We start from the raw sequence: 24,874 nt of genomic DNA on the forward strand, positions 1-24,874 counted from the left end.
CATTCTTCATTCTACATTCTTCATTCTCAACTTTCAATTATCTTCGTTCCAGCATCAATACTTATTACATAGCTTTTACCACCCACTTTATCAATTGCTTCGGCTACTTTTTCGGGGTCGTTTGGAGCGTACACAAACATACAGCCTCCCCCACCCGAACCATTAATTTTCCCACCTAAAGCACCTGCATTCATGGCGGCATCAAGCATTCGCTCAATTTTTGGCGTGGAAATCCCCAGTATGTCTCTCAAAATTGTGTGATGTTCGAGCAGTAAATTGCCTAAAACTTCATCGGTCATCTTATCTGACTTGAAAAGAGCTAAAGCTTCTCGCAGAATATCTCTATTTCTGAGGGTTCCGAGCAAAAGTGTATAATCATCTTCACTCAAAAAAGTCTTCAATTTTTCTTTTTCGGAAGAGTCAAAAGTGTGCAGAGAGAAATCAGGTAATTGCTCTTTTATCTTTTCAATGAGTGCCAAACGGGCGAATTTTGCTCGTTTCAAGACCCCAATCGTATCTTTTGGCTCACAAGAATCGGCCAAAACGAAGCTGCCCAATTTGGGTTCGATGGCTTCGGCAGTCGTGATGGGGTCAAATTCTAAATACACAGCATTTCCGATGGCAGTAGAAAGGTGGTCCATCATTCCGCCGGGTTCACCAAACTCAACTACTTCGGCCTGATATGCCATTTCGCCCAATTCTTTTGACGAAAATTCTTGTGGAATATCGGCCATTTTCGATAAAAAATGAATCCAAGTTACCAACAATGCCGACGAGCTCGATGTACCCGAATTGATAGGAATATTACCTCTGACAGTACATTCTAAACCTTTTGAGAAACTTAAACCCCTATCAATCAGCACATTATAGCCACTTCTGAAATAATCTCGTTTCTGCACATACGGCATTCGGGTAGTCGAAATCTCCATGAGCAATTCTGAATTGATATCTGGTAAATGTATAACTATGTGATTGTCAGTACGATGTTCACCTGACATTTCTACCCTCCGAGAAATTGCCGCAGCAACGACAGGTAAACCGAGATAATCTTGATGTTCTCCGAAAAGACAGATACGTCCTGGAGTTGATATTTTTATCATCAATATATATTAAAATTTTAATTGAGCCTTATTTGCCCAAATTTAACACAAAAGTCTCGAAAGATTAATTATTTATTTATCTATAATTTAATTATAAATAAAATTTTTAAAAATATTATGCAATTAATAAAAAATTATTTTTATTTGTATCAGAATCGAATGTGAGTAGAGAAAAGATATTTTTTACATAGTTCGTCAACAAGCATCATAATTAATAGAGAAAGTTAGTAATTTAATTCTTATCCCTTATTTCGCTTGAGATAAGGGATTTTCTTATTAAAAAGCCTCGCTAAGTATTTAGCGAGGCTTTTTAATAAATTGTATTATATTTCGAAAACCTTATGCCTGAGCGGGTTTTCTTTTTTGCCAGAAAAATAAGATTGTGAAAGCTACAATCAAAATAGCAGGGAATAACACCATTGTACTAAGAGTAGCTTGTCCTGCCGCCAATTCCATTTCATCACCAGTCAAACCAGCAGCTGTTTGTTCAGCTTTTGCTGAGTCAATCCAACGACCGATAATTGGTTGGAAAATTGAAGTTGAGAACATACCCACACCACCAATGATTGACATACCTAAAGCACCACTCAAAGGCACTTTTTCGGCAATAAAACCAACCATATTTGGCCAGAATAACGCAACTCCCATGGCAAAAAACACAGCAGCAACATAAGCCATTGTGCCTGTTTGAGTACTAAACAAGTAGATACCAATAGCTGCTAATATTGCCGAACCAAGCAATACCCCTGTTTGGTCAAATTTCTCAACGATTGGGCCAGCAAAGAATCTGATAACGGCCATCAAACCAGTTACCAAGGCTAAGATAAGCATCGGGCTTGCACCTGATTTACTCATGATTAAGCCTGTCCATTGTTGTGGGCCAAACTCGGTGATGGCAGTAAGAGCCATACAAGCAAACATAAAAATATACAAAGGCGTAGCCATTGCTTTGAGGTTTTCGCCAATTGAAGTTACACCTTCAGTTTTAGGTTTTGGAAACTCTTGTCCCCAGAATAAATAAGCATATATTAATGTTGGTACTAAAATCAACCAAATTTGTGGCTGCCATCCTAAGCCCAGTTGTTTTGTCATAATCTCTGACAATAAACTACCTACCACGATTCCGCCCGGAAACCACATGTGAAAACGGTTCAACATTTTGCTCATTTGTGAGCCAGAATAGGCATCTGCAATCATCGGATTACAAGCTGCTTCTGTACAGCCATTACCGATACCAATCAAGAATGTTGAAACCAAAAGACCAGTATATCCGCCCAATATTTGTGGATAAAGAGTCAATAAAATACCGAGAGCGTGACACACGAATGCAATCATCATGATTTTTTTCGGGCCTACGGTGTGATACACCAATCCGCCAACAATCATGGCAATCGGGAAGCCCAAAAACCACATTGAGTTGATAAAACCAAGCTGCTCGGCTGTTAAACTAAAATCAGTTGCTAATTGCGGAAGAATTCCCGCACGAATACTAAATGAGAAAGCTGTTGTGATGAGAGCAAAACAACTTCCCAGAAAAAGACGGTTCTGATTTACCATAGTTTTAGAAGGTTTTAAGGGTTTTGAATAAATTGAGCCGTAAAAATAGAATATTTTAAATTTTCCCAAAAGAAAATACCATTTTTAATTGTTGATTCGACACTTTTTCAGAAATTTGGCAACGCAATTAACAAGAATCTATGGTTTTATGTAAATTGCTACTCAAATAAATTCTTTTGTATGGAAACGACTCTTTCACCGAAAAAACGTTATCGTCATCACTTCGCAAAGCATGAGATTCCAAAATCACTCATCTATGAAATGTACGACGGAAAACCTATGTACTATAAGGGTTATAAGGACGTGATGAATCAGCGTGAACAAAAGAGTAATATTAATTTCAGTCAAAGATTAATTCTTGTAAACACTGTTTTACAGAATTTAATGCGTGGTCTTGATTATGAAAAATATTTTGTTGGGGGCAACGGTGTTAGTCTTCAAATTTCAGAAAATACAATCACAACCTCCAATATTTTAGTCTTTGAAAAACACGATTTAAAACAGGTCATTTTTGGCAATAAATATTTCAATATCCCACCTTTGGTAACAATCGACTTTGATTTTATTGCAGAGACGGTTGACTTTGGTCTAAGTGAGTTTGACTACTATTCTATGAAAACTAAAAGTTTGTTAGATTTTGGAGTAAAAGAAGTTTTTTGGTTTTTTTCGGCATCTAAACAAGTAGCTATTGCTCGTCCGAACCAAGATTGGATTATTGCAAATTGGGATAAAGAATTAGTGGTTTTGGGCGAATATAAATTTTCGCTCGAAAAATTACTCGAAAAAGAAGGATTCAAACTTTAGAAAATTCTATAAAACTTAGCGTAAATCGCAACACATTCAACATTAATCATTAAAAATTAATCATTATTTAAACTATGGCTCGTAAAATCCGAATAGGTATGGTTGGCGGTGGTCGAGGGGCATTCATCGGGGGTGTTCATCGAATTGCGGCTGCCATTGATGGTGAAATCGAATTAGTGGGCGGAGCTTTTAGTTCTACCCCAGAAAAATCAAAAGCATCGGGCGAAGACTTAATGCTTGACCCCGCTCGTTGCTACGGCGATTTCAAAGAAATGATTCAAAAAGAAAAGCGTCGCAAAGACCGCATGGACGCTATTTCAATAGTTACTCCCAATCACATGCACTTTGCTCCTGCAAAAATGGCCTTAGAAAATGGCTTCCATGTGATTTGCGATAAACCCGTAACTTTCACGCTTTCAGAAGCTCGAAAACTGAAAGATATTGTAGAGAAAACAGGTTTAACTTTTGCTCTTACGCACAACTACACGGGCTATCCGATGATAAAACAAGCACGTGCCATGATACAGGCAGGTACAATCGGTAAAATCCGTAAGGTTATTGTTGAATATCCGCAAGGTTGGCTGTCATTTCCTGAAGAACAAAAAGGCACAAACAAACAAGCCGAATGGCGTACTGACCCTAAGCGTTCGGGTATTGCTGGAGCGGTGGGCGATATTGGTACGCACGCCGAAAACTTGGCTGAGTATGTAACTGGCCTGAAAATCACTGAGCTTTGTGCTGATGTTTCGACGTTTGTTGAGGGCCGCCTGCTTGATGATGATGCCAACGTTTTATTACATTTCGATAATGGAGCAAAAGGTATTCTTACTTGTAGTCAGATTGCCAATGGCGAACAAAATGGACTTAATATCAGAGTTTATGGTGAACTCGGAAGTTTACACTGGCACCAAGAAACGCCTCAGTATTTAAAGCATAAATCTATTGATGGACAACGTATTTTCGAACCATCGGTGGGCGATTTATACGAAGCAGCTAAAGTAAGCTCACGCATTCCGTTCGGACATCCAGAGGGCTATTTGGAAGCATTTGCCAATATTTACAAAAACTTTGCTCGCACGGTCCGCAAGCGAATGAATGGTGAAACACCAAACGAATTCGACCTCGACTTTCCAACCATTGATGATGGTATCAGAGGAATGCAGTTTGTGGAAACGGTGATTGCATCAGGCAAGTCTAATAGTAAATGGGTCAAAATGAAATCGTAAATGAGCGAATGATGAATTAGTGAATATTTAATATGACTCAGAAAAATGTCTCAAAATACACTGATGAAGAGCGTTTTGCATTCGCTGAAAGCATTGAGAAAAAACTCAAATCTTTTGCTCTCAGAAGTATTGATGTTTATAAATCTTTACCTTCAAATGATTTTGTTGCACAACATACTGGAAAACAGTTAGTTCGGTCATCTACTTCTTCTGCCGTAAATTATCGTGCAGTAAGGAGAGCCAGAAGTCAAAATGAATTTTATTCCAAAATTAGTATAGTAATTGAAGAATTAGATGAGTCAATTTATTGGTTAGAAATGTTTACTGATTTACACTATTTCACAATAGAAAAATTGAGTAAATTAGTTGCTGATGGTAATGAAATACTCGCAATTTTAGCAAAATCAAGAAAAAATATAAATAAAAATTAATGATGAATTAGTGAATTGCGAATTAGTGAATTGTTTTTTTTATTCACTAATTCGCAATTCACTAATTCGCAATTCAAAAAAATGAAAACAATAAAAGGACCAGCGATATTTCTTGCTCAGTTTATGGGCGATGAAGCACCATTTAATTCACTCGATACAATTGCCGACTACATGGCAGGTTTAGGTTATAAAGGAATCCAGTTACCATCATGGGATGCTCGTATAATTGACCTACAAAAAGCAGCCGAAAGCCAAACTTATTGCGATGAATTGAAAGGGAAATTGAAAGATAAAGGTTTAGAAATCACTGAATTATCAACGCACCTCCAAGGGCAATTGATTGCTTCGCACCCTGCCTACAACACGATGTATGATGCGTTTGCACCAGCGGCTGTGCATGGCAATGAGCCGGCTCGTCGCCAATGGGCTGAACAACAACTAAGATGGGGAGCAAAAGCTTCGCAAAATCTTGGTTTGACATCACACGTTGGTTTTTCTGGAGCATTGGCTTGGCCTTTCTTGTATCCGTGGCCACAACGTCCGAGTGGTTTGATTGAAACGGCTTTCAAAGAATTGGCAAACCGTTGGAAACCAATCTTAGATTATTATGACGAGTGTGGCGTTGACTATTGCTACGAATTGCACCCAGGTGAAGATTTGTTCGATGGTACAACTTTTGAAATGTTTGTAGATTATTTAGGCGGACACTCACGTGCGTGTATCAACTACGACCCAAGTCACTTTGTATTACAACACCTTGATTATTTGGCATTTATAGATTTGTATCACGACCGTATCAAGGCATTCCACGTAAAAGATGCTGAGTTTAATCCGTCAGGAAAACAAGGAGTTTATAGTGGTTATGCTGGTTGGGCAGACCGTGCTGGTCGTTTCCGTTCGTTGGGCGATGGACAGGTTGATTTTAAAGGTATTTTCTCGAAACTATCGCAATACGACTACGATTCGTGGGCAGTTTTGGAATGGGAATGTTGCGTAAAATCATCCGAACAAGGTGCTGCCGAAGGAGCTCCGTTTATTCAAAATCATATCATTCAAGTAGCTACTCGTGCATTTGATGATTTTGCCGCTACTGGGGCTGACGAAGCCGTAAATCGTCGAGTTTTAGGGATTTAAAATCATTAGTACTATTCTAATAAAAGATAAAGTTGGGGTTGAAGAAATTTTAGTCCCAACTTTATCTTTTATTCATTTTAAGCACTTCTAATGAATAAATCTGTTAAAGTTTTGTCCATACTATCTACCTTTTTGTCGATTTTTCTTTCTCCTACACAATTCTTCGCTCATCTTTTCTTTAATTTGCTTAGTAGTTTATTATTTAATCAACCTCAATCATTTTTCAATGAAAACAATTTCAAAAATCCTTGCACTTACGCTATTGGTGGCTTCAACAAGTTTTGCTCAAAAAAAAGGCAAGTGGGTAAAATTATTCGACGGAAAAACTTTTACAAACTGGCACGTTTATAATAAGGCAGGCCAACCAATTACTGATAAATGGTCTATTAAAGATGGTGTGATGACTTTTGCAGGAAAAGCCAAAGGCGAAAAACACGGTGACGACCTCGTGACCGACAAAGAATACGAAAACTTTGAACTCGAATTAGAATGGAAAGTATCGGAAGGTGCAAACAGTGGCATTTTCTATGGTGTTTTCGAAGATAAAAAATACAGTGTTCCGTACCTAACAGCTCCCGAAATTCAAGTGCTTGACAATGAGCGTCACCCAGATGCAAAAGCTGGTAAAGATGGTAATCACAAAGCGGGGTCGTTATATGACATGATTCCTTCGGCATCGGTTACAAAACCTGCGGGAGTTTGGAATACCGTGAAAATCGTTAAAAACAAAGGTGAAGTTAGCGTTTATCAAAACGGTACGCTTTCAGTAAAATACAAGTCAGAAGGCCCAGAATGGGACGAAATGGTGGCGAAAAGTAAATTTAAAGGTTGGGAAGGTTTCGGAAAATACAGTAAAGGTAAAATTGGTTTACAAGACCACGGTGATGCTGTTTCATTCAAAAACATTCGTATCAGAGAATTATAATAGTCAACGGTCAATAGTCCACAGTAGTACAATACGCTTTGTCGCTTACAACTACGAAACAAAAAATGCGAGCCGAAATCGACTCGCATTTTTTGTGTGCTGTTATTTCCAGAAATTAATACCCTGGATTTTGTACCAAAGCTTTGTTCGTGTCAATCTCACGTTGTGGAATCGGCACTACCAATTTATTATCGCTAAATACTAAAGTACCAATATTTCTCTTCAAACGCTTAGCGTCATGTACCTGATGGCCTTCAAAAGCTAACTCAAGTTTACGCTCAGCTAAAATAGCGTTCAAGTCAACGGTTGTTAATGCTCTTGCTCCTGCTCTTGCTCTAATACGATTAATGTCAGCCAATGGCGTAGCACCAATAGTTGTATTCAAGCGTTGATTTGCTTCCGCACGAATCAAATACATTTCTGCCAAACGAGCCACTGGCACATCGCCATATTGGTCGAGGAATTTAGCAGTAAAGTTATTGTTTGATGCTCTTACGAAAAATGTACCTCTTGCATCACCAGCGGCATAAAGTGCTAAGTGTTTTGCCTGAATACGAATATCTCCACGACCTTGGAATGTAGATGGAGCAAAGAAAGTATTCATATCGTTTGTTCCGTCCTGGTCAGTAATGATAATCTTGAAAATCATCTCACTTTCGTTAGAAGCATCGGCAAAAGCTTCAGCAAATGTAGAAGTAAGAGCAAACTGATTGCTTGAAATTACTCTATTTGCAGCATCACGAGCGGCAGCATAATTGCCTTGTTGCAAGTACACTCTTGCTAAGATAGCTTGTGCAGCATTTTTTGAAGCAAATCCTGCATCAGAGATATCTCCTAACAAAGTTTCTGCTTTTGTCAAATCTTCTAAAACTTGTGTATAAACGGCTGCAACAGTTGCTCTTGGGCGATTATCTGTTTCGCCAACTACACGTGTAGGTGTAGTTACGAGTGGCACACCCAAGTTGGTAGCATTGTCTCCATCACCCCAAGCCTTTGCCCAAAGTCTCACTAAATCAAAATATACCAAACCACGAATAAAGCGAGCTTGGCCTTCAACACTTGCTCTTTTGCTTGCCTCCACTTTATCCAATGAAGCTAAAACATTATTTGCACGGTTAATAGTGCTATAAGCTTGCAACCAAGAAGCTTGTGTTTGACCATTAGTAGTAGTGATTGTCTTACGCCATAATTCATCAAGAGTTGAGAATGTACCAGCAAAACGCACTTCGGCGTCATCTCCTAAGAGGTCACCAGAATACTGAACAGCTCCACCGTAAAGGTTGTTGCTGGCCAAACCGTCATAAGCACCAATAAGTGTTACTTCTACATCTTGTGAAGTTGCGAGAGCAGCTGACTCTTCAATTGATTGTGTTGGCTTTACATCTAAGCGGCTATCACACGCTGTCATTAATACAGCAGATGCACCAACAAATAGCCAATTTTTTATATTTTTATTCATTTTATCTAATTTCTTTAAGTAAATCAATAAAGTGTTAGGCTATTAGAAACTAATATTTAAACCACCCATAAAAGTTTTTGCCTGAGGTGTTGTATAGAAGTCATAACCTAAAGCGATATTTGTTACCACATCATCGGCATTAACTTCAGGGTCCCAACCAGAGTATTTAGTAAATGTCAATAAATTTTGACCTGTGAAGAATACTCTTACATTGCTCAACTTCACTTTACTTACGATTGATTTCGGTAAGTTATAAGCCAATGTTACATTACGTAAACGCACAAATGAACCATCTTCGATAAAACGACTTGATGCCTGAGCACCATTATTGAAGAATAAACGTGCTTGAGGAACATTCGTGTTGGTATTTTGTGGAGTCCAAGCATCTAATTGATTAACTGTTTGATTATCTTCAAAACGACCATTAGCAGAAGAGAAACGACCTACACCGTAGAAGTTTAACTTATTTCCGAACACACCATTGAAAAATACACTTAACTCTAAGCCTTTGTAGCTAAATGTATTAGTCACACCAGCAACCCATTTTGGTAATGGACTACCGATAACCGTACGCTGTGCTTGGCTGTAAGTTTTGGTAGTAGAGCGGTCAATTGTACCATCTGTATTTTTTGTATTCTTGTAGAAAAGTGCATCACCATTAGCAGGGTCAACACCTGCATATTCTACTGTGAAGAATGTTCCCAATGGTTGGCCTTCTACGGCACGGCTCATGTTTGCCAAACCACCTTCAATTACTTGTCCTTGAAGGTCAGTAATTTTGTTTCTATTTGTAGAAGCATTCAAGCTTGTTTTCCACTTAAATTGGCCAACAAGGTTATCAGTGTTCAATACAAATTCAAAACCTTTGTTAGTTAATGCACCAACGTTTTTAGTTTGTGTCGAGAAACCTGTTGTTCCCGGTACGTTTACATTCAAAAGGAGACCAGTCGTATTTTTTTCGTAATAATCAATCTCACCATTAATACGATTTTTCAAGAGACCGAAATCTAAACCGATATCTACTTGCTGTGTAGTTTCCCAACCAAGCGATGGATTAGCTAATTGCGAAGGGCGTTGTCCTGGTAATGCAGCATAACCAGCATCACCTGTAAATAATCCTAATTGAGGGAAGTTTCCGATTTCAGCATTACCAGTTTTACCCCAGCTTGCACGAAGTTTCAAGAAACTGATTGCTTCAATATTTTTCAAGAAATTCTCTTCTGAAAGTACCCAACCTGCCGAAACAGCTGGGAAGAAACCATAACGATTATCTGCACCGAAACGTGAAGAGCCATCAATTCTGGCACTTAGTCCTAATAAATATCTATCGTTGAATTTGTAATTTACACGAGTAAAATATGAAGCAAAACGATAGTCAGATTGCGTTGAGCTTGCATCGGTCTTACGAGCAGCACTTGCAATCATACGGTAAGCATCTGATGGAAAATCTCTACCTTCGGCAGCATTTGTTTTAGTCTGTGAGTTTTGATACGATAAACCCGCAGTTGCGTTAATTCCGTGCTTTCCGAATACGTTATCGTAAACGAAGTAATTGTTGGTATTATAGTTTTCTACTCTTACGAAACGATTATAACCAAAGCCCAGTGGAGCAGAGAAATTACGTTGGGTTTTGCTGTTATAATACTGTTCTTCTTGTTGATTCAATAAATCAAGAGCAAATTCTGTACGGAAACGAAGTCCTTTCAAGATTGACAATTCACCATATACACTATTGATGTTGCGATGAACAGTAGTGTTGTAGTAAGCATTGCCAATGTTAATCATTGCATTGTAGTAAACAGGAATCGAGATATCTCCTGGTGCAGTTCCTACTGGAAGACCTGTCTCTGGGTCAGTTGCAGGTGTCATTGGAGGTAAAGCAACCAATTGCAAAGGGTTGTCAAACTGGCGGTCACCCGACACACGCTCATTTAATGAACGAGTAAGACCCATGTTCATACCAATACTCAAACGCTCCGATACTTTGTGGTTGAGGTTCATGCGGCCAGTCATACGATTGAAAGCATTACCCAACAAAATACCAGTTTGGTCAAGTAATTGTCCTGAAATGAAAAATGTAGTTTTATCATTACCACCACTCAAATTCAAGTCATATTGAGAAGATGGAGCATCTTGAAATGCTAAAGCACCCCAATCGGTATCAGCTTGGTTAGCAGTTCCGAGTGTTCCAAGGCTTTGTGTTTCGAAGAAACTCTCCATGTATGAAGTGTAAGAATCTGGGTCTTTTTTATCATAGCCATCAATAGCATCTGAGTTAGCAGCAGCTGTACGATAAAAATCAATGTATTGTTGAGTGTTCAAGAACTTCAAGATTTTGGTCGGCGTGCTTTTTCCATACTGCATTCCAAACGAAACTTTTGTTTTTCCTGATTTACCTTTTTTAGTAGTAATCAACACCACACCATTAGCTGCACGAGCACCGTAAATTGCACCAGCCGAAGCATCTTTCAAGATTTCGATTGATTCGATGTCTTGTGGGTTAATATCAACCAATGGGTTAGTATCTCCACCATTGATACCTAAGTCGCCTTGTGTCATCGGAATACCATCTAATACATATAATGGCTCATTTGAAGCCGAAACTGACGACTGACCACGTACACGCACCTGAATACCTTGAGCTAATTTACCAGTACCTTGGTTGATTTGCACACCAGCGGCTTTACCCTGAATACTCTGCTCGAATGTAGTCACTGGCATATCTTGGATGTCACTTGCCTTGATTTTAACGATATTTCCAGTTAAATCACGCTTAATCTGTGAACCATAACCAGTTACAACTACCTCGTTCAATGATTTGATATCAGAAGCAAGGATAAAATCAACAATACTTCGATTACCAACAACTTGTTCGGCATCAATAAAGCCAACAAAGCTCGCAATGAGTGTTGCATTTACTGGAACAGAAATTTTGTAGGCACCATTTTCATCTGTACTTGTTCCTTTTGATGTACCCTTAATTGTGATTGATACTCCAGGAAGTGGACTACCATCTTCGCTCGATGTAACTTTTCCCGTTACAACCGTCTGTGCATTTCCCCAAAAAGAAACAAAGAGAAATAAACACGCCAACGAAACTCGTAGAAGTTTGCTCATTCGTAGTTTTAGTTTGTTAAAAAATAATTAATAAAGGAATATAAAATTAATGAATGCTTTATATAAAAAGTTGGATTGCTGACTTTTTTATGCCAAAAAGCGTTTTTTATTATACATAAACCAAAAATAATACTATTTTTTTGATTTATGTATGTTTTTTATTAACCTAAATGAACAACAAATAATATAGAGGTTCTGTTTTCGCTAAGTATCCATTGAAATTTTAGATTATCTTAATTACCATATGATCTTACGCAGAGCCATCGGCTCGATTCATTTTGTAACTGTCGATTTTATTCAACGGCTAGGGTACATTAAGGTCCATCGGAACGCAACATTTATTATATATGGGTCGTTCTGATTGAACTCTAAAATTTATGTACATCGTTTTGCCATGGATTGAAATCGACAGTCACAAAATGAAACAATTCTTCGGATTTTCTAAAAATTTGCGTAACATCAGTTATTATCCTCAATAAAAAACTCTTTCAAAAACTTTATTGGCTTCTGAAAGAGTTTACTTTTGATTATTGTATATGAATTTAATTGAACATTAAGTATTGGTTAATTGACAATATTTTACGGTAGCCACAGAGTTACACGAAGTACAACACGGAGTTTCAGGCTAAAAAAAGAAAACTCTTATTAACTCCGTGGTGAAGAAATGATATCAATTACTTACAAACCCCACCCTTTCTTTTCCTCCCCGATAAGGAGGGAGGAACACGAAAAAAATATTGTACTTACTTCAATTACAGTATATTCATTTTAGATACCATTAGCAGGGAAACATTTATTTATCATAATTTATATTGTAAGCTTCCCCAACTTCCACCGTTGTAAACTTGGGTATAACCGTTTGATGAAAGAATATTTTTTGCTGCTGCACTACGCATTCCCGATGCACAACAGGTAATAATTGGTTTATTTTTATCTTTAAGTTTACTCAGATTCCGACCCAATGAATCGACCGGGATGTTGATTGCTCCTTTGATATGTCCGCCAGCAAATTCTCCCAAACTTCTCACATCTAAAATAATTGCTCCTTGTTTTACCAACTCTGCAAAATCGACCTTTGGGCCAAAACCTAATAAATTTTTAATTGTATTTAACATTTTCTGAAGTACGTTTTTGTAAATATTCTGACTTTAAACCGCTAACGATTGATAATAATTAACATCCAACCACGAGCCACCGTTGTAGCAATCAAGGCCGTGTTGTTGCAAATAACGATGTGCTTGACCGCTTCTGTTACCCGATGCACAGCACAAAACTACTGGTGCTTTTAAGGCTTTTAGGTCTTCAACACGGTATGGAACTTCGTTTAATGGAATATTTACAGCTCCTACCACATGTCCACCAAGAAACTCTTCGGGCGTTCGTACATCTACGATTGTCCCTTTCTTTTCTTGAATTATTGATTCGATATTCATTTTAATATCATTTATAGATTATTGATTCGACCTATCATGCAACTTCCGTAACTTTTGATTTGTAATAACAAACCATTTTTTTCGGTAGCTTCTGGATACCCCAACGAATGGAGTTTATTGATGATGCTTTCTCTGCTGATATTATCATAGGTTACCTTTACGGCATCTCTTTCAACATCAACCGAAACCTCTTTTACGCCACTTAAAGCGGCTATTTCTTTTTTGATTGTACTGGCACAGCCATTACATTTCAGGTTGGCAATGATTATTTCTTCGGTTTTCATGATTCTTTCTTGAAAATATTAAACAGTAAACTACCCATCACCGCACCGTAAAGCGTACTATTGAGAGGTTTTGAAGTTATCGGACATGTGCCACTTGCACAACCTACATAATGATAATAGAGATAGCCACCAATTGCTCCGATTACGACCCCGATGATGGTAAGTTTATTGTTATTGATGAAATTCATGTTTTTGTGGGGGGAATATTTTATTCGCTTTTTAAAATTGAGCGAACCAAATATTCGCTCCACAGTATTTATTTAGTTTCTTTTTTTTGGGTAGAAATACCAAGAAGCGAGTATAATGGGCAAAAACTCACGAAGCTGGTCAGGATAAATGCTCCTGCTGCTAACAATAAAGTTACGGCAGCCATACCGTTTATTAGATTGGCAAAATATAAACCTATGATTACGAGTGCGACAAGTATTCTTACTACTTTATCAATAATTCCCAAGTTTCCTTTCATTATGTTGTTGTTTTAAATTCTAGTGGTAGAATTATTTTGCAACACAAATATCAAACACAGAAAATGGGCGTTTTGCAACATTTGTTACATAAGCGAAATTTTATTTCGTCCGAGTTTCAAAAATCCTTTTTCTTCCATTTGTTTCAAGAGGCGAGAAACCACCACTCGGGCAGTTCCGAGTTCGTTGGCGAGGTGTTCGTGGGTAATATAAAGTGTATTAGTTTTGCTCAATTCGCATCTTTTTTTGATAAAATTGAGTAATCTTTCGTCCATTTTCTTGAAAGCAACGTCATTGACAACTTCCAGCAATTCTTCAAAACGCTTATGGTAAAGACGAAAAATATAATCAAGCCATTCAGGATTTTCTTTTATTAACAAATTTACTTTATCAATCGGCACGAAAAGAATTTCGGTTTCTTCTTCAGCAATGGCTTTTACTTTGCTGGTATCGTTGTGAAGCCCACCCAAAAACGACATGATACAGCTTTCGCCAGCATTGATATAATAGAGTAGAATTTCTCGCCCTTCGTCGTCGGTTCGCATAACCCCGATGCAGCCTTTTAGCACAATCGGAATGGCTCTGATATAAGCATTTTCGTTGAGAATAATTGACCCTTCCTCAAATTTCTTAACGGTTCCGTAAGACGAAAGTTTTTGCTTGACTTCGTGCGATGATTTGAATGCTACTAAATTTTCGAGTTCCATGTGTTTTGAGGGTTTCTTGAAAAGACCATCAAATTTAGCAGAAAAAAATCATTATGAAAGCCTCTCAAAATTGGGAGGCTTCTTATGTTTATCCTTTCATATCGTTCATTAAATCAATCAAAATATCAATCCATTTTTCGGTAAGTTCGCGTTTGGGCGTGGTGTCCCAACTGCCATCAATACCATTTCCACCGAGATAAATACCATCTTTTCTGGTGATAAAATACGCTCCTTGCGTAGTAAGTTTGTAATTTACCTCAGTTTGTGGAATCAAGCAAGCCAATTGCCCCGAAACTGGCATAATTTCTTCATCATTAAAGACCGATTTGGCTCCGAGTCCCATACAATTTACGACTACCTTTTCGGGCAAAGCATCAATTTCTTCTAAAGTTTTAATTTCTTGAATTTTCAGTTTTCCACCCCGCAACAAGAAATTATTGAGATGAAAATTCAAATAACTCGGAATATTAAAAATCATGTTACTCCTTTTTCTTACCAAATCAGCCTTGAAAGGATGGTCTTTTCTACTGATTTCGTTCCAATTAGGTGCAAGTCCTTCTATATGAAATATTTCTCGCCCACCATTTCCATCAGTTGAAGTCGGTATTGATTTATGCACCGAATATTCGTCAGTCCACTGCACAATATCATCCACGCCCAACATCATTTGCAAGCGTCGAAACGAAAAACGAGTAGCATCTTCCCAAACTTTTTCAAATTCTGGCGTGGCCTTAGATTTATCACAAACCCTTGACGCAGGCGACCACGTACCAGTTGCCAAGTTTGAAGTCACGTTTGGCGGCAAATCTTTGGTATAAATCGTTACTTCGTAGCCACTTTCTTGCAATAAAGTGGCGGTTGCAATCCCAACCGTTCCGCAACCTAAAAGAGCAATTTTCTTCTCCGAGGTTTCTTTTACGAGGTTTCTTGCCAAATTTCCCGTTCCCCACGAAAGCGACCAACCGCTTCCACCATGACCATAATTATGCACAATAGTTTTGTTGCCCAGTTGTACTTTTTCAATTCTCGGCCCCGACGGACGAAACGGACGTAAACCAACGGTTTCCTTGATAATTCGGTCTTTTGAAAGTTTCAGTTTCGGAATAAACTGATAGCCTCGATTGATATTGTAGGTTTTGTCGGCATAAAGTTTGGGGCCAGTGGCACACGAAGCTAAACCTTGCGTAGCTAAAGCAACGCCACCCAGACCCGCCGCAGTCAGAAAGTCTCGTCTTTTCATAGTAGTAAAATTTTCTTTGGTTGTTGATGTAGCTACCAATTTACCGAGCAAAAACTTGTTTTCAAAAGAATATTCTGATATTTTAAAGCATTGAAAGTCAATTAGTTACACTTTATTCAAATAATAAAATTAAATACCAAGAAAATGCAAAAACTCAGAATTATCATCGGTTTGGTTGGAGCGGTTTTGTGCTTTAACTTCGGCAAAACGCAAGCTCAAGGAGTAGAATTTAGCGGTTCGCCCACTTCAATTATTTCAAATTCAGCCATTATTCCCGAAGGCAAAAAACTATTTTACACCAGCGGACTGACGGCTTTCGCAACCGATGCCAGCCTACCCGAAGGCGACTACACAAAATACGGCGATACCAAAACTCAAGCTCTCGGAATTTTGAAGAAATTAAAAGAAATGCTCGAAGAAAAAGGGCTAAAAATGTCGAATGTTTTTGCGATGAAAGTATTTATTGCTCCCGATGTAAAAACCAAAACCTATGATTTTGATGGTTGGAATGCAGCATATAAAATGTATTTCGGCACACCCGAAAATCCGATAAAACCAGTCAGAGCAACACTTGGCATTTCTACTTTGGTAAATGCGAATAAATTCATCGAAATTGAGCTGATTGCGGTTTATCCTTGAAGATTTTTTACGACAAAGGTACAGGCAGTTTTAAACTACCAGTGCTTTTGTCGTAAATTTAATGCGTATCTTTGAGCCAAAAGTGCAATTTTATGCCCGTAATCTTAGAAAAAAAGTACGAAAACGATATTTCATTGGCCGTTTGGCAAATCACCGAATCGCACGATGAATTACAGGCGATGTTGCCTTCAGAAATACTGACCGATGCCGAACTTGCTTCTATCAGCCACCCACAAAAACAAGTTGAATTCTTTTGTAGTAGGCTCGTAATCAAACACTTAGCTAATTCACTCGGTATAAAATACTTAGGAATCAAGAAAGATGAATTTGGAAAACCATATTTGGTAGGTAGCAACTGGCAAATGTCGATAACGCATACTTCAAATTACGTAGCGGCCGTCATGCACCCCAACGAAGCACTCGGTATGGATATGGAGAAGCCTACGGAAAAACTAAAAAGAATCGAACACAAATTTTTGTCTGAATCCGAAAGAATCGATGCCGAAGGAGATATTGAGAAACTCTGTATTTACTGGTCGGCCAAAGAGGCTCTTTATAAACTCTATGGCAAACGAAAAGTAATTTTTAATGAAAATTTGTTCGTCTTTCCATTCAAGAAAGAACAAAACAAAATTTCAGGAAGACTAAGAATTAATGAGATAGATGAAGAATATAGCATCTATGTTGAGAAAATAGATGGTTATATTTTGGTGGTTTGTGGGTCTGCACCGAAGGTCTGACCCAAGTTAAGATGCTATTTGAGGGTCAGACCTTCGGTACAGACCTTATTCTAAGAAATTGCTTTCAAAATGCTTTCAACTTCTTTGGCACGCTCGAGGTCAGAGATTTTCTCGAACGAAACTATCAGATTTCTCAGAACCCTCGATACAATATCCAGATTTGAACAAGGTTGAAAAAAAGAATCCTGTGGTTTAAGCTGCATTTGCTTGATATAATTACTAATGTCAACCTTCGAGAAAATCAGTCCACGATTAAAAATATTGATGTAAAACTGAATTTGCGGTGTTTTGTAAGTAAGCACAAACAAACTCGGCAGGTTTACGCCACTTACAGGAAGTCCTAAACGACGAGCCATAAGCAAATAAATAACGCACAACGAAATCGGATTTCCTTTTTTCAAATCAAAAACCTGATTAAGCATCGAATTTGCCACCGAATGAAAATTCTTGGTATTTGGCAAATATTTGTATTTATCAAAGAAAATCTGATTCAACACTCTGATTTGGTCGTGCGGGTGCATGTCTTCTCGAAGTTCGAGCCAAGCATCAAAATACATATCATTGATATGTTGGCGAAGCTTATCGATATTCAAATCAGGGTATTGATAAGTTGCCACAATCCACATTCCTTCGAGCAGGTCTTCATGGCCTTTATTTTTCCATGCCACCAAGCGATCGATCACAGTATTATACTGCAAATCGTGTATCAAATCTTCAATTTTTTTCTGTAAAATTGGGTTTAACCCATTTCCTTGCCAGTGGTCTTCTAATAAAGGAATTATCGAACCACCCAAAGTCCGTAAGCGACTCTCAACGTGCTGCACCACCTCACTATCTTCATCATCGAGCAAGGTAACCAAGGCTTTAATTTCCGATTCGTTCATTTTATTTGTTGATGTCTTTTTAGGTTATCTATTTTCACTGGTATAAATCGCTACTCAAAACTAATACGCAAAAAGTGTTCAAACGCTCGCACAGAAACATAAACAACTGACTACTAAGGCTTTACCACTTCAACGACTATCTTAAATCACATATTTACACGAAGCATTTCCAATTCAAGTGCTAAATTCATACTTTTGTAAAAAAAACAAACATTTTTTTATGAAAATTTTAGTTACGGGCGGAGCTGGTTTCATTGGTTCACACACAGTTGTAGAACTAATCAATGCTGGACACGAACCAATTATTATCGACAACTTCAATAATTCTGACAAATCTGCACTAAGAGGTATCAAAAAAATTGTCAAAAAATCGGTCAAATGCTACGAAAAAGACTGTAATGATAGCAAGGTTTTAGAGCAAATTTGTAAAAAAGAAAATATCGAAGGCATCATCCACTTTGCAGCCTACAAAGCTGTTGGAGAATCTGTCGAAAAACCAATCAAATATTACGAAAACAACCTCGGCTCAACGCTCAATGTTTTAAAAGTAATGCTAAAATTGGGTATAAAAAATTTAGTTTTTTCATCTTCGTGTACGGTTTACGGTCAGCCCGACCAAATTCCCGTAACCGAAGCAACGCCTCGTCAACCAGCTACCTCTCCTTATGGAAATACAAAAACAATGTGCGAAGACATCTTGCGTGACACAATCACCGCAGGAAATCCGCTTAAAATTATCGCACTTCGCTATTTCAATCCAATTGGAGCTCATCCATCAGCACATATTGGCGAACTCCCCAATGGCGTACCGAGCAATTTAGTGCCGTTTATCACACAAACTGCCGCAGGAATCAGACCAAAACTGACAGTTTTTGGTAGTGATTATAATACACCTGATGGCACAAACATCCGAGATTTTATTCACGTAGTAGATTTAGCAAAAGCCCACGTTTCGGCACTTGAATTACTGGCAAAACAAAAAGATAATTACTACGATGTATTTAATGTAGGAACAGGCACAGGAAATACCGTTCTCGAAATCATTAAAACTTTTGAGAAAGTAAATAAACTTAAACTCAATTATGAAATCGGTCCACGCCGTGCGGGTGACGTAGAGAAAATCTACGGAAATGTAGAAAAAGCCGAGAAAATAATGGGCTGGAAAGTAGAAAAAACACTGGCAGAAAGTCTAAAAGACGCGTGGCGTTGGGAAAAGAAATTGATGAAGAAGTAAATATAATTTATTATGAATACTACTCAAATACTCTTTGAAATAGACAAGCTTCCACGTCAAACCAAGATGTTTGTTGTGGAAAAAGTGCTACATTCAATACGCCAACAAGAGGAAAAAGAAGCCATGAAGAAAGCTGCGGAGATTCTTTATGAAGATTATTTGACGGATAAAGAATTAACCGCATTTACAAATCTTGATGCCGAAGGTTTCTATGAATCAAAATGAAATTTGGCAAGTAAATCTTGACCCGACAATTGGAGCGGAAATTAAAAAGACTCGACCAGTAATCATTGTCAATGACGATGCTTTAGGCAAATTACCACTAAAAGTGATTGTTCCGATAACTGACTGGAAAGATAATTATACATTTGCTCCATGGATGATAAAACTTACTCCAAATAAAACAAATGGTCTTGCAAAAGACTCATCGGCTGATTGTTTCCAAGTTCGCTCTATTTCAAAAGATAGATTTATTAAAAAATTAGGTACTTTGAAAGAGTCTGAAATGGACGAAATTAGACTGGGATTAGCAAAAATACTTTCAATTGATATATAAAAATGCAAACAATACTTATAACAGGCGGTGCAGGCTTTATTGGCTCTCACGTAGTTCGTCTTTTTGTTACGAAATACCCTGACTATCAAATAGTTAATCTTGACAAACTTACGTACGCAGGAAACCTAGAAAACCTGACTGATATCGAAAAATCGCCAAATTATACTTTTGAGCATGGTGATATTACAGATGCAGGATACATCAACGGTTTGTTTGAGAAGTATAATTTCAGCGGCGTTATTCACTTAGCCGCCGAATCTCACGTTGATAGGTCAATTACCAATCCAATGGAATTTGTAATGACCAACGTTATCGGAACTGTGAATTTACTAAATGCCGCCAAAAACGCTTGGAAAAGTGATTTTTCGGGTAAACGTTTCTACCACGTTTCGACTGATGAGGTTTATGGTGAACTACACAACCCAGAAGAGTTTTTCTTAGAAACTACAAGCTACGACCCACGTTCGCCGTACTCGGCTTCGAAGGCATCTTCTGACCACTTTGTAAGAGCTTATCATAATACTTATAAATTACCAGTTGTTATCTCCAACTGCTCGAATAATTACGGGCCGAATCACTTCCCCGAAAAATTGATTCCGTTGATGATTAACAATATTATTCATAATCGTCCACTTCCAGTTTATGGCAAAGGCGAAAACGTGCGTGACTGGCTTTTTGTAAAAGACCACGCTCGTGCCATTGACGTAATCTATCACAATGGTGGCAACGGTGAAACTTATAATATCGGTGGCTTTAACGAATGGAAAAACATTGATTTAGTGCATCTTTTGTGCAAAATCATGGACGAAAAATTAGGTCGCCCAGAAGGAACTTCAGTGAAACTCATCACTTACGTAACTGACCGTGCAGGCCACGACCTACGCTACGCCATTGATGCCAATAAACTCATGAAAGAACTCGGCTGGGAGCCATCTTTGCAGTTTGAAGAAGGCCTCACACAAACAGTCGACTGGTATTTAGCCAACAAACAATGGTTAGCAAACGTAACCAGCGGCGATTATACGAAGTATTACGAGAAAATGTATAAGTAAGCACTAATAACTGTTCACTAAAATGTCTCCGACCGAAGTTTATCCAAATCTTGAAACTGTTGTTAATCAGTACATTAACAGCCTTGATAATTATTCTGACGAACAATTTTTCTTCAAAACTAATGATGAAACTTGGTCGCTTGGACAAATGTATGAGCATCTGACAGTTTCTTCACAATTCTTTTTCTTGGCAAACTGTGTGCGTTGTCTCGAAAAAAGAAAAGGACAACTCGGTGGCGATAAAACTCATTTTGGCGAACAACAATTCAAATACGGTGGTTTTCCACCCGTAAAGCTCAAGATTCCCGATGCAATTCGTGGGCCAGAGCCCGTTGCTAAAACAAGAGAAGAATACAAAAGCATTTTGAAAAAAATCTTGACCGATTCTCAAAATTTAATCGAAGCCGTCAGCAACGATGATGGCTCTTATAAAGCCCTACAAGTAGCAATGGGCTGGCTCGACGCCAAAGAATGGTATTATTTGCACGAAATGCACTACCGCCATCATTTACGCCAAAAAACAGAATTAGAAAGCCTTTCGGCATAAAATAAACCTATTATAGATAATTCTTTTCAGAGAATGCAAACGAAACAAGAACAATTTTGGAGTGGTGAATTTGGCAAAGATTACACCGATAGAAATTCGAGAAATCCCGAAGAATGGGATAAGTTTTATCTCGAAAATTGGGGAATTACTAAAATTGACTTGAATGAAAAATTCTACACAGATTTAGATAAAGATGCCAAAATTCTGGAGGTTGGCTGCAACACAGGAATGCAACTCGTAGGTTTCCAGCGTTCGGGATTTAAGAATATTTACGGCATTGAATTACAGCACTATGCTGCTCAAAAAGCCAAAGAATTTACCGAAAATATCAATATTATTCAAGGTTCGGGGTTTGACATTCCATTTAAAGATAATTATTTCGATTTGGTTTGCACCAATGGTGTTTTGATTCATATTTCGCCCGATAATTTACCCAAAATTATGGACGAAATGGTGCGTTGCTCGAAACGCTATATTTCATGCTGGGAATATTACGCTCCCGAAACAACCAGCATCAATTACCGAGGCAATACCGATTACCTTTGGAAAGCCGACTACGCTCAGCTTTTCCTCGACCGCTTCTCGAATCTTCGTTTAGTAAAAAAAGAAATTTACCCGTACGTCAACCAAGCCGAATCTGGTAATGCTGACTGTATGTGTTTACTGGAGAAAATAGCCCCCTAACCCCCGATGGGGGAATTAATTTCTTTAAAAATGAAAATTCCGCAAGTCAATATTAAAGCTTACAGCGATTCAACTCCCCCATCGGGGACAGGGGGGCTTTGTATCATACCCGCAAGGGGCGGAAGCAAACGAATTCCGAGAAAAAACATAAAGGATTTTCTCGGAAAACCAATCATTGCCTATTCGATAGAAGCAGCTTTAGAAAGCAAACTTTTCGATGAAGTAATGGTATCGACGGATGATGAAGAAATTGCAGAAGTTGCAAGAAGTTGTGGGGCGAACGTCCCGTTCGCTCGAAGCACAAAAAATGCCAATGATCACGCAACAACAGTCGATGTATTGGTAGAAGTTTTAGAAGCCTACAAAAATCAGAATAAAATATTTAAAATAGGCTGTTGCATTTATCCAACTGCCCCATTCGTTTCGGCAGAAACGCTACAAAAAGCATTTGATTTGCTTCAATCTCAAAAGCTCGATTCGTTGTATCCAGTTCAAAAGTTTTCGTTTCCTCCGCAACGAGGAGTAATTTTTCAAGAAAACAAACTCCGTTGGCAAAACCCCGAAAACGCACAAGTACGCTCGCAAGACCTTACGCCACTTTACCACGATGCAGGGCAGTTTTATTTCTTTAAAACTGAAAAGTTATTACAAAACCGCAGTATTTTGACCGAAAACACCAGCGGAATCGTTATTTCAGAAATGGATGCCCACGATATTGACAACGAAGAAGACTGGGCGGTGGCTGAGTTTAAATATCGAATAAAGTCTAAGATATGAGACACTACAAATGTTTAAAAAATCAACGTTTTGAATATAATGAATTTACGTTGATACCACTTCGAGATGAAGACCAGTTTTCGATAATGCAATGGAGAAATGAGCAAATTTATCATCTTCGCCAAGCAAAACCACTCACTGAAGCCGACCAAAAAAATTACTTCGATAATGTAGTCTCGAAACTTTTTGAACAAGAGAAACCAAGTCAGTTGCTTTTTTCGTTCTTAAAAAACGGTGAATGTATTGGCTACGGTGGCTTGGTTCATATCAACTGGATTGACCGAAATGCTGAAATTTCATTCATCATGGAAACCGCTCTCGAAAAAGACTTTTTTGAGTATCATTGGAGCAGTTATTTACAACTCATTAAACAAGTGGCTTTTTCGGAAATCAATTTTCATAAAATATTCACGTATGCCTTTGATTTACGCCCACATTTATACCCAATGTTGCTCAAAAATGGCTTTACAGAAGAAGCTCGATTAAAAGAACATTGTTATTTTGAAGGAAAATTTATCGACGTTTTGATTCATACCACCTATGCAGATTCATCACCGAAAAGCTAAATTATCAGACCTCGATTTATATTTTGAATGGACAAATGACCCTGCTACTCGCAGCAATTCATTCAACACGCAAGAAGTTGATTATCAAGAGCATACAAATTGGTTTTCAAAAAAAATTGAAGATAAAAAAGCCTTACTTTTAGTTTTCGAAAACGAAGAAAACATTCCAATTGGCCAAATCAGAATCGAGCAGAAAACAGATGAAAACATCATCGGAATTTCGATTGATAAAAACTTTCGAGGTTTGGGTTTAGCAGTACCGATGCTTACACGTACTTGTGAAGCATTTTTTACCGAATTTCAAGCAAAAAATATCCACGCATACATCAAAAAAACTAACTTAGCATCATTAAATTCATTTAAAAAAGCAGGCTTTCAGATAATTAACGAGTTAGTTATCAGCAACGAAACAAGCTATCTTTTGGAAAAGAAATATGTTTAAAATTCAAGATACAATCATCAGTCCTGACCACAAGCCATTTGTAATTGCAGAAATGTCAGGCAATCATAATCAATCGCTTGAGCGTGCATTTGAAATCGTCGATGCAGCCGCTGAGGCAGGAGCTCACGCCCTCAAATTACAAACTTATACGGCCGATACGATTACTTTCAATGGTACTTCCGATGAATTTGTGATAAAAGACCAAAATTCACTTTGGAAAAACCAAAATCTGCACAAACTCTACCAAATGGCCTACACGCCGTGGGAATGGCACAAGCCAATTTTTGATAGAGCCAAAGCTCACGGAATGTTGGCGTTTAGCAGTCCGTTTGATACCACGGCAGTTGATTTTCTTGAAAGTTTGGATGTGCCTTGCTACAAAATTGCGTCTTTTGAAAATACTGACCATATTTTGCTCAAAAAAGTGGCCCAAACTGGCAAACCTGTAATCATGAGTACGGGCGTGGCGAGCATTGCCGATATTCAAGAATCAGTAGCGGTTTTGCGTAAATATGGCTGCAAAGATTTGGTTTTGTTGAAATGCACCAGCACCTACCCTGCTACGCCCGAAAGTACCAATTTGCTTACGATTCCACACATGAAAGAGCTTTTTGATTGCCAAATCGGACTTTCAGACCATACAATGGGAATTGGGGCGGCAGTAGCGGCTGTGGCTCTTGGTGCGAGAGTTTTAGAAAAACATTTTACGCTTCGCCGTGCCGATGGTGGCGTAGATTCTTCGTTTTCGCTCGAACCCGAAGAACTCAAAAACTTAGTCATTGAGTCGGAAAGAGCATTTTTGGCGATGGGAAAAGTAAATTATATTTTGTCAGAAAAAGAACAAAAGAGTTTGCAATATAAACGTTCACTTT

Annotated in this window: 29 protein-coding genes; 17 read left to right on the forward strand and 12 right to left on the reverse strand. The window is 38.1% G+C overall.

Going from position 1 to position 24,874, the window contains the following annotated elements; all coding sequences use genetic code 11:
* Positions 1-26: 26 nt before the first annotated feature.
* Together ACOVO2_RS10780 and ACOVO2_RS10785 are read right to left on the reverse strand one after the other, a co-directional pair.
* Positions 27-1,100 carry a mevalonate kinase family protein gene (locus ACOVO2_RS10780; RefSeq protein ID WP_421769976.1) on the reverse strand — a complete coding sequence of 358 codons (1,074 nt, stop codon included), beginning with the start codon at positions 1,098-1,100 and terminating at the stop codon, positions 27-29.
* A gap of 339 nt (positions 1,101-1,439) precedes the next feature.
* Positions 1,440-2,657, reverse strand: a complete 1,218-nt coding sequence (locus tag ACOVO2_RS10785; protein ID WP_421769977.1) for an MFS transporter — start codon at positions 2,655-2,657, stop codon at positions 1,440-1,442.
* Between the two features lie 180 nt (positions 2,658-2,837).
* On the opposite strand from ACOVO2_RS10785, the gene ACOVO2_RS10790 reads away from it, so the two are divergent.
* The 5 genes from ACOVO2_RS10790 to ACOVO2_RS10810 all read left to right on the forward strand — a co-directional run bounded on the left by ACOVO2_RS10790 (position 2,838) and on the right by ACOVO2_RS10810 (position 7,177).
* Positions 2,838-3,461: a hypothetical protein gene (locus tag ACOVO2_RS10790; protein WP_421769978.1), complete on the forward strand. Its 624-nt coding sequence runs from the start codon at positions 2,838-2,840 to the stop codon at positions 3,459-3,461.
* 74 nt (positions 3,462-3,535) lie between these two features.
* Positions 3,536-4,687, forward strand: coding sequence for a Gfo/Idh/MocA family protein (locus ACOVO2_RS10795; RefSeq protein WP_421769979.1), 1,152 nt, complete (start codon positions 3,536-3,538; stop codon positions 4,685-4,687).
* A gap of 32 nt (positions 4,688-4,719) precedes the next feature.
* On the forward strand, positions 4,720-5,118 hold the full coding sequence (locus tag ACOVO2_RS10800) for a four helix bundle protein (RefSeq protein ID WP_421769980.1): 399 nt from the start codon (positions 4,720-4,722) through the stop codon (positions 5,116-5,118).
* A gap of 81 nt (positions 5,119-5,199) precedes the next feature.
* Positions 5,200-6,252 carry a sugar phosphate isomerase/epimerase family protein gene (locus ACOVO2_RS10805; RefSeq protein ID WP_421769981.1) on the forward strand — a complete coding sequence of 351 codons (1,053 nt, stop codon included), beginning with the start codon at positions 5,200-5,202 and terminating at the stop codon, positions 6,250-6,252.
* Between the two features lie 226 nt (positions 6,253-6,478).
* Positions 6,479-7,177 carry a 3-keto-disaccharide hydrolase gene (locus ACOVO2_RS10810; RefSeq protein ID WP_421769982.1) on the forward strand — a complete coding sequence of 233 codons (699 nt, stop codon included), beginning with the start codon at positions 6,479-6,481 and terminating at the stop codon, positions 7,175-7,177.
* Between the two features lie 115 nt (positions 7,178-7,292).
* Here ACOVO2_RS10810 and ACOVO2_RS10815 read toward each other — a convergent pair whose 3' ends face one another.
* The 9 genes from ACOVO2_RS10815 to ACOVO2_RS10855 all read right to left on the reverse strand — a co-directional run bounded on the left by ACOVO2_RS10815 (position 7,293) and on the right by ACOVO2_RS10855 (position 15,881).
* Positions 7,293-8,636 carry a RagB/SusD family nutrient uptake outer membrane protein gene (locus tag ACOVO2_RS10815; RefSeq protein WP_421769983.1) on the reverse strand — a complete coding sequence of 448 codons (1,344 nt, stop codon included), beginning with the start codon at positions 8,634-8,636 and terminating at the stop codon, positions 7,293-7,295.
* 42 nt (positions 8,637-8,678) lie between these two features.
* Positions 8,679-11,753, reverse strand: a complete 3,075-nt coding sequence (locus ACOVO2_RS10820; RefSeq protein WP_421769984.1) for a SusC/RagA family TonB-linked outer membrane protein — start codon at positions 11,751-11,753, stop codon at positions 8,679-8,681.
* Between the two features lie 800 nt (positions 11,754-12,553).
* Positions 12,554-12,868: a rhodanese-like domain-containing protein gene (locus tag ACOVO2_RS10825; protein ID WP_421769985.1), complete on the reverse strand. Its 315-nt coding sequence runs from the start codon at positions 12,866-12,868 to the stop codon at positions 12,554-12,556.
* Positions 12,869-12,901: 33 nt separating this feature from the next.
* Positions 12,902-13,186 (reverse strand): rhodanese-like domain-containing protein, encoded by a 285-nt coding sequence (locus ACOVO2_RS10830; RefSeq protein ID WP_421769986.1) that lies wholly within the window; start codon positions 13,184-13,186, stop codon positions 12,902-12,904.
* Positions 13,187-13,197: 11 nt separating this feature from the next.
* The gene (locus tag ACOVO2_RS10835) at positions 13,198-13,470 is read right to left on the reverse strand and encodes a heavy-metal-associated domain-containing protein (RefSeq protein ID WP_421769987.1); all 273 of its coding nucleotides are present in this window, start codon (positions 13,468-13,470) and stop codon (positions 13,198-13,200) included.
* On the reverse strand, positions 13,467-13,658 hold the full coding sequence (locus tag ACOVO2_RS10840; protein ID WP_421769988.1) for a DUF6132 family protein: 192 nt from the start codon (positions 13,656-13,658) through the stop codon (positions 13,467-13,469). Before ACOVO2_RS10840 ends, ACOVO2_RS10835 begins: the two co-directional genes overlap by 4 nt.
* A 68-nt stretch (positions 13,659-13,726) precedes the next feature.
* The gene (locus ACOVO2_RS10845) at positions 13,727-13,936 is read right to left on the reverse strand and encodes a YgaP family membrane protein (protein ID WP_421769989.1); all 210 of its coding nucleotides are present in this window, start codon (positions 13,934-13,936) and stop codon (positions 13,727-13,729) included.
* Positions 13,937-14,020: 84 nt separating this feature from the next.
* Positions 14,021-14,641: a Crp/Fnr family transcriptional regulator gene (locus tag ACOVO2_RS10850; RefSeq protein ID WP_421769990.1), complete on the reverse strand. Its 621-nt coding sequence runs from the start codon at positions 14,639-14,641 to the stop codon at positions 14,021-14,023.
* An 88-nt stretch (positions 14,642-14,729) separates the two neighbouring features.
* On the reverse strand, positions 14,730-15,881 hold the full coding sequence (locus ACOVO2_RS10855; RefSeq protein ID WP_421769991.1) for an FAD-dependent oxidoreductase: 1,152 nt from the start codon (positions 15,879-15,881) through the stop codon (positions 14,730-14,732).
* Positions 15,882-16,025: 144 nt separating this feature from the next.
* On the opposite strand from ACOVO2_RS10855, the gene ACOVO2_RS10860 reads away from it, so the two are divergent.
* Together ACOVO2_RS10860 and ACOVO2_RS10865 are read left to right on the forward strand one after the other, a co-directional pair.
* The gene (locus tag ACOVO2_RS10860; RefSeq protein WP_421769992.1) at positions 16,026-16,520 is read left to right on the forward strand and encodes a Rid family hydrolase; all 495 of its coding nucleotides are present in this window, start codon (positions 16,026-16,028) and stop codon (positions 16,518-16,520) included.
* Between the two features lie 92 nt (positions 16,521-16,612).
* Positions 16,613-17,260: a 4'-phosphopantetheinyl transferase family protein gene (locus ACOVO2_RS10865; protein WP_421769993.1), complete on the forward strand. Its 648-nt coding sequence runs from the start codon at positions 16,613-16,615 to the stop codon at positions 17,258-17,260.
* A gap of 50 nt (positions 17,261-17,310) precedes the next feature.
* On the opposite strand, the gene ACOVO2_RS10870 is transcribed toward ACOVO2_RS10865, so the two are convergent.
* Positions 17,311-18,144: a transglutaminase-like domain-containing protein gene (locus ACOVO2_RS10870; protein WP_421769994.1), complete on the reverse strand. Its 834-nt coding sequence runs from the start codon at positions 18,142-18,144 to the stop codon at positions 17,311-17,313.
* Positions 18,145-18,364: 220 nt separating this feature from the next.
* On the opposite strand from ACOVO2_RS10870, the gene galE reads away from it, so the two are divergent.
* The 10 genes from galE to pseI form a co-directional block, all read left to right on the forward strand.
* Positions 18,365-19,378 carry a UDP-glucose 4-epimerase GalE gene (galE, locus tag ACOVO2_RS10875; RefSeq protein ID WP_421769995.1) on the forward strand — a complete coding sequence of 338 codons (1,014 nt, stop codon included), beginning with the start codon at positions 18,365-18,367 and terminating at the stop codon, positions 19,376-19,378.
* Between the two features lie 12 nt (positions 19,379-19,390).
* Positions 19,391-19,603: a hypothetical protein gene (locus ACOVO2_RS10880; RefSeq protein ID WP_421769996.1), complete on the forward strand. Its 213-nt coding sequence runs from the start codon at positions 19,391-19,393 to the stop codon at positions 19,601-19,603.
* Positions 19,590-19,934: a type II toxin-antitoxin system PemK/MazF family toxin gene (locus ACOVO2_RS10885; protein ID WP_421769997.1), complete on the forward strand. Its 345-nt coding sequence runs from the start codon at positions 19,590-19,592 to the stop codon at positions 19,932-19,934. Before ACOVO2_RS10880 ends, ACOVO2_RS10885 begins: the two co-directional genes overlap by 14 nt.
* A gap of 2 nt (positions 19,935-19,936) precedes the next feature.
* Entirely contained in the window at positions 19,937-20,986 is a 1,050-nt protein-coding gene (rfbB, locus tag ACOVO2_RS10890; protein WP_421769998.1) for a dTDP-glucose 4,6-dehydratase, read from the forward strand.
* A 22-nt stretch (positions 20,987-21,008) separates the two neighbouring features.
* Positions 21,009-21,533: a DinB family protein gene (locus ACOVO2_RS10895; protein ID WP_421769999.1), complete on the forward strand. Its 525-nt coding sequence runs from the start codon at positions 21,009-21,011 to the stop codon at positions 21,531-21,533.
* Positions 21,534-21,566: 33 nt separating this feature from the next.
* Complete coding sequence (locus ACOVO2_RS10900; protein ID WP_421770000.1) at positions 21,567-22,217, forward strand: pseudaminic acid biosynthesis-associated methylase; 651 nt, start codon at positions 21,567-21,569, stop codon at positions 22,215-22,217.
* A gap of 30 nt (positions 22,218-22,247) precedes the next feature.
* Positions 22,248-22,994: a pseudaminic acid cytidylyltransferase gene (gene pseF, locus ACOVO2_RS10905; RefSeq protein ID WP_421770001.1), complete on the forward strand. Its 747-nt coding sequence runs from the start codon at positions 22,248-22,250 to the stop codon at positions 22,992-22,994.
* Positions 22,991-23,560, forward strand: coding sequence for a GNAT family N-acetyltransferase (locus ACOVO2_RS10910; RefSeq protein WP_421770002.1), 570 nt, complete (start codon positions 22,991-22,993; stop codon positions 23,558-23,560). Before pseF ends, ACOVO2_RS10910 begins: the two co-directional genes overlap by 4 nt.
* Complete coding sequence (locus ACOVO2_RS10915; protein ID WP_421770003.1) at positions 23,535-24,002, forward strand: GNAT family N-acetyltransferase; 468 nt, start codon at positions 23,535-23,537, stop codon at positions 24,000-24,002. The genes ACOVO2_RS10910 and ACOVO2_RS10915 overlap by 26 nt, the downstream gene beginning before the upstream one ends.
* The coding region (pseI, locus tag ACOVO2_RS10920) for a pseudaminic acid synthase (RefSeq protein ID WP_421770004.1) at positions 23,995-24,874 on the forward strand (880 nt) is incomplete at its 3' end. The genes ACOVO2_RS10915 and pseI, both read left to right, overlap by 8 nt.

Origin of the sequence: Emticicia sp. (assembly GCF_049241225.1) — a bacterium.
Classification (GTDB): domain Bacteria; phylum Bacteroidota; class Bacteroidia; order Cytophagales; family Spirosomataceae; genus Emticicia.

Bases quoted from the DNA above. Each gene is read 5' to 3' on its own strand.
- ACOVO2_RS10780 (WP_421769976.1), bottom strand. From the start codon at position 1,100: ATGATAAAAATATCAACTCCAGGACGTATCTGTCTTTTCGGAGAACAT.
- ACOVO2_RS10785 (WP_421769977.1), bottom strand. From the start codon at position 2,657: ATGGTAAATCAGAACCGTCTTTTTCTGGGAAGTTGTTTTGCTCTCATC.
- ACOVO2_RS10790 (WP_421769978.1), top strand. From the start codon at position 2,838: ATGGAAACGACTCTTTCACCGAAAAAACGTTATCGTCATCACTTCGCA.
- ACOVO2_RS10795 (WP_421769979.1), top strand. From the start codon at position 3,536: ATGGCTCGTAAAATCCGAATAGGTATGGTTGGCGGTGGTCGAGGGGCA.
- ACOVO2_RS10800 (WP_421769980.1), top strand. From the start codon at position 4,720: ATGACTCAGAAAAATGTCTCAAAATACACTGATGAAGAGCGTTTTGCA.
- ACOVO2_RS10805 (WP_421769981.1), top strand. From the start codon at position 5,200: ATGAAAACAATAAAAGGACCAGCGATATTTCTTGCTCAGTTTATGGGC.
- ACOVO2_RS10810 (WP_421769982.1), top strand. From the start codon at position 6,479: ATGAAAACAATTTCAAAAATCCTTGCACTTACGCTATTGGTGGCTTCA.
- ACOVO2_RS10815 (WP_421769983.1), bottom strand. From the start codon at position 8,636: ATGAATAAAAATATAAAAAATTGGCTATTTGTTGGTGCATCTGCTGTA.
- ACOVO2_RS10820 (WP_421769984.1), bottom strand. From the start codon at position 11,753: ATGAGCAAACTTCTACGAGTTTCGTTGGCGTGTTTATTTCTCTTTGTT.
- ACOVO2_RS10825 (WP_421769985.1), bottom strand. From the start codon at position 12,868: ATGTTAAATACAATTAAAAATTTATTAGGTTTTGGCCCAAAGGTCGAT.
- ACOVO2_RS10830 (WP_421769986.1), bottom strand. From the start codon at position 13,186: ATGAATATCGAATCAATAATTCAAGAAAAGAAAGGGACAATCGTAGAT.
- ACOVO2_RS10835 (WP_421769987.1), bottom strand. From the start codon at position 13,470: ATGAAAACCGAAGAAATAATCATTGCCAACCTGAAATGTAATGGCTGT.
- ACOVO2_RS10840 (WP_421769988.1), bottom strand. From the start codon at position 13,658: ATGAATTTCATCAATAACAATAAACTTACCATCATCGGGGTCGTAATC.
- ACOVO2_RS10845 (WP_421769989.1), bottom strand. From the start codon at position 13,936: ATGAAAGGAAACTTGGGAATTATTGATAAAGTAGTAAGAATACTTGTC.
- ACOVO2_RS10850 (WP_421769990.1), bottom strand. From the start codon at position 14,641: ATGGAACTCGAAAATTTAGTAGCATTCAAATCATCGCACGAAGTCAAG.
- ACOVO2_RS10855 (WP_421769991.1), bottom strand. From the start codon at position 15,881: ATGAAAAGACGAGACTTTCTGACTGCGGCGGGTCTGGGTGGCGTTGCT.
- ACOVO2_RS10860 (WP_421769992.1), top strand. From the start codon at position 16,026: ATGCAAAAACTCAGAATTATCATCGGTTTGGTTGGAGCGGTTTTGTGC.
- ACOVO2_RS10865 (WP_421769993.1), top strand. From the start codon at position 16,613: ATGCCCGTAATCTTAGAAAAAAAGTACGAAAACGATATTTCATTGGCC.
- ACOVO2_RS10870 (WP_421769994.1), bottom strand. From the start codon at position 18,144: ATGAACGAATCGGAAATTAAAGCCTTGGTTACCTTGCTCGATGATGAA.
- galE (WP_421769995.1), top strand. From the start codon at position 18,365: ATGAAAATTTTAGTTACGGGCGGAGCTGGTTTCATTGGTTCACACACA.
- ACOVO2_RS10880 (WP_421769996.1), top strand. From the start codon at position 19,391: ATGAATACTACTCAAATACTCTTTGAAATAGACAAGCTTCCACGTCAA.
- ACOVO2_RS10885 (WP_421769997.1), top strand. From the start codon at position 19,590: ATGAATCAAAATGAAATTTGGCAAGTAAATCTTGACCCGACAATTGGA.
- rfbB (WP_421769998.1), top strand. From the start codon at position 19,937: ATGCAAACAATACTTATAACAGGCGGTGCAGGCTTTATTGGCTCTCAC.
- ACOVO2_RS10895 (WP_421769999.1), top strand. From the start codon at position 21,009: ATGTCTCCGACCGAAGTTTATCCAAATCTTGAAACTGTTGTTAATCAG.
- ACOVO2_RS10900 (WP_421770000.1), top strand. From the start codon at position 21,567: ATGCAAACGAAACAAGAACAATTTTGGAGTGGTGAATTTGGCAAAGAT.
- pseF (WP_421770001.1), top strand. From the start codon at position 22,248: ATGAAAATTCCGCAAGTCAATATTAAAGCTTACAGCGATTCAACTCCC.
- ACOVO2_RS10910 (WP_421770002.1), top strand. From the start codon at position 22,991: ATGAGACACTACAAATGTTTAAAAAATCAACGTTTTGAATATAATGAA.
- ACOVO2_RS10915 (WP_421770003.1), top strand. From the start codon at position 23,535: ATGCAGATTCATCACCGAAAAGCTAAATTATCAGACCTCGATTTATAT.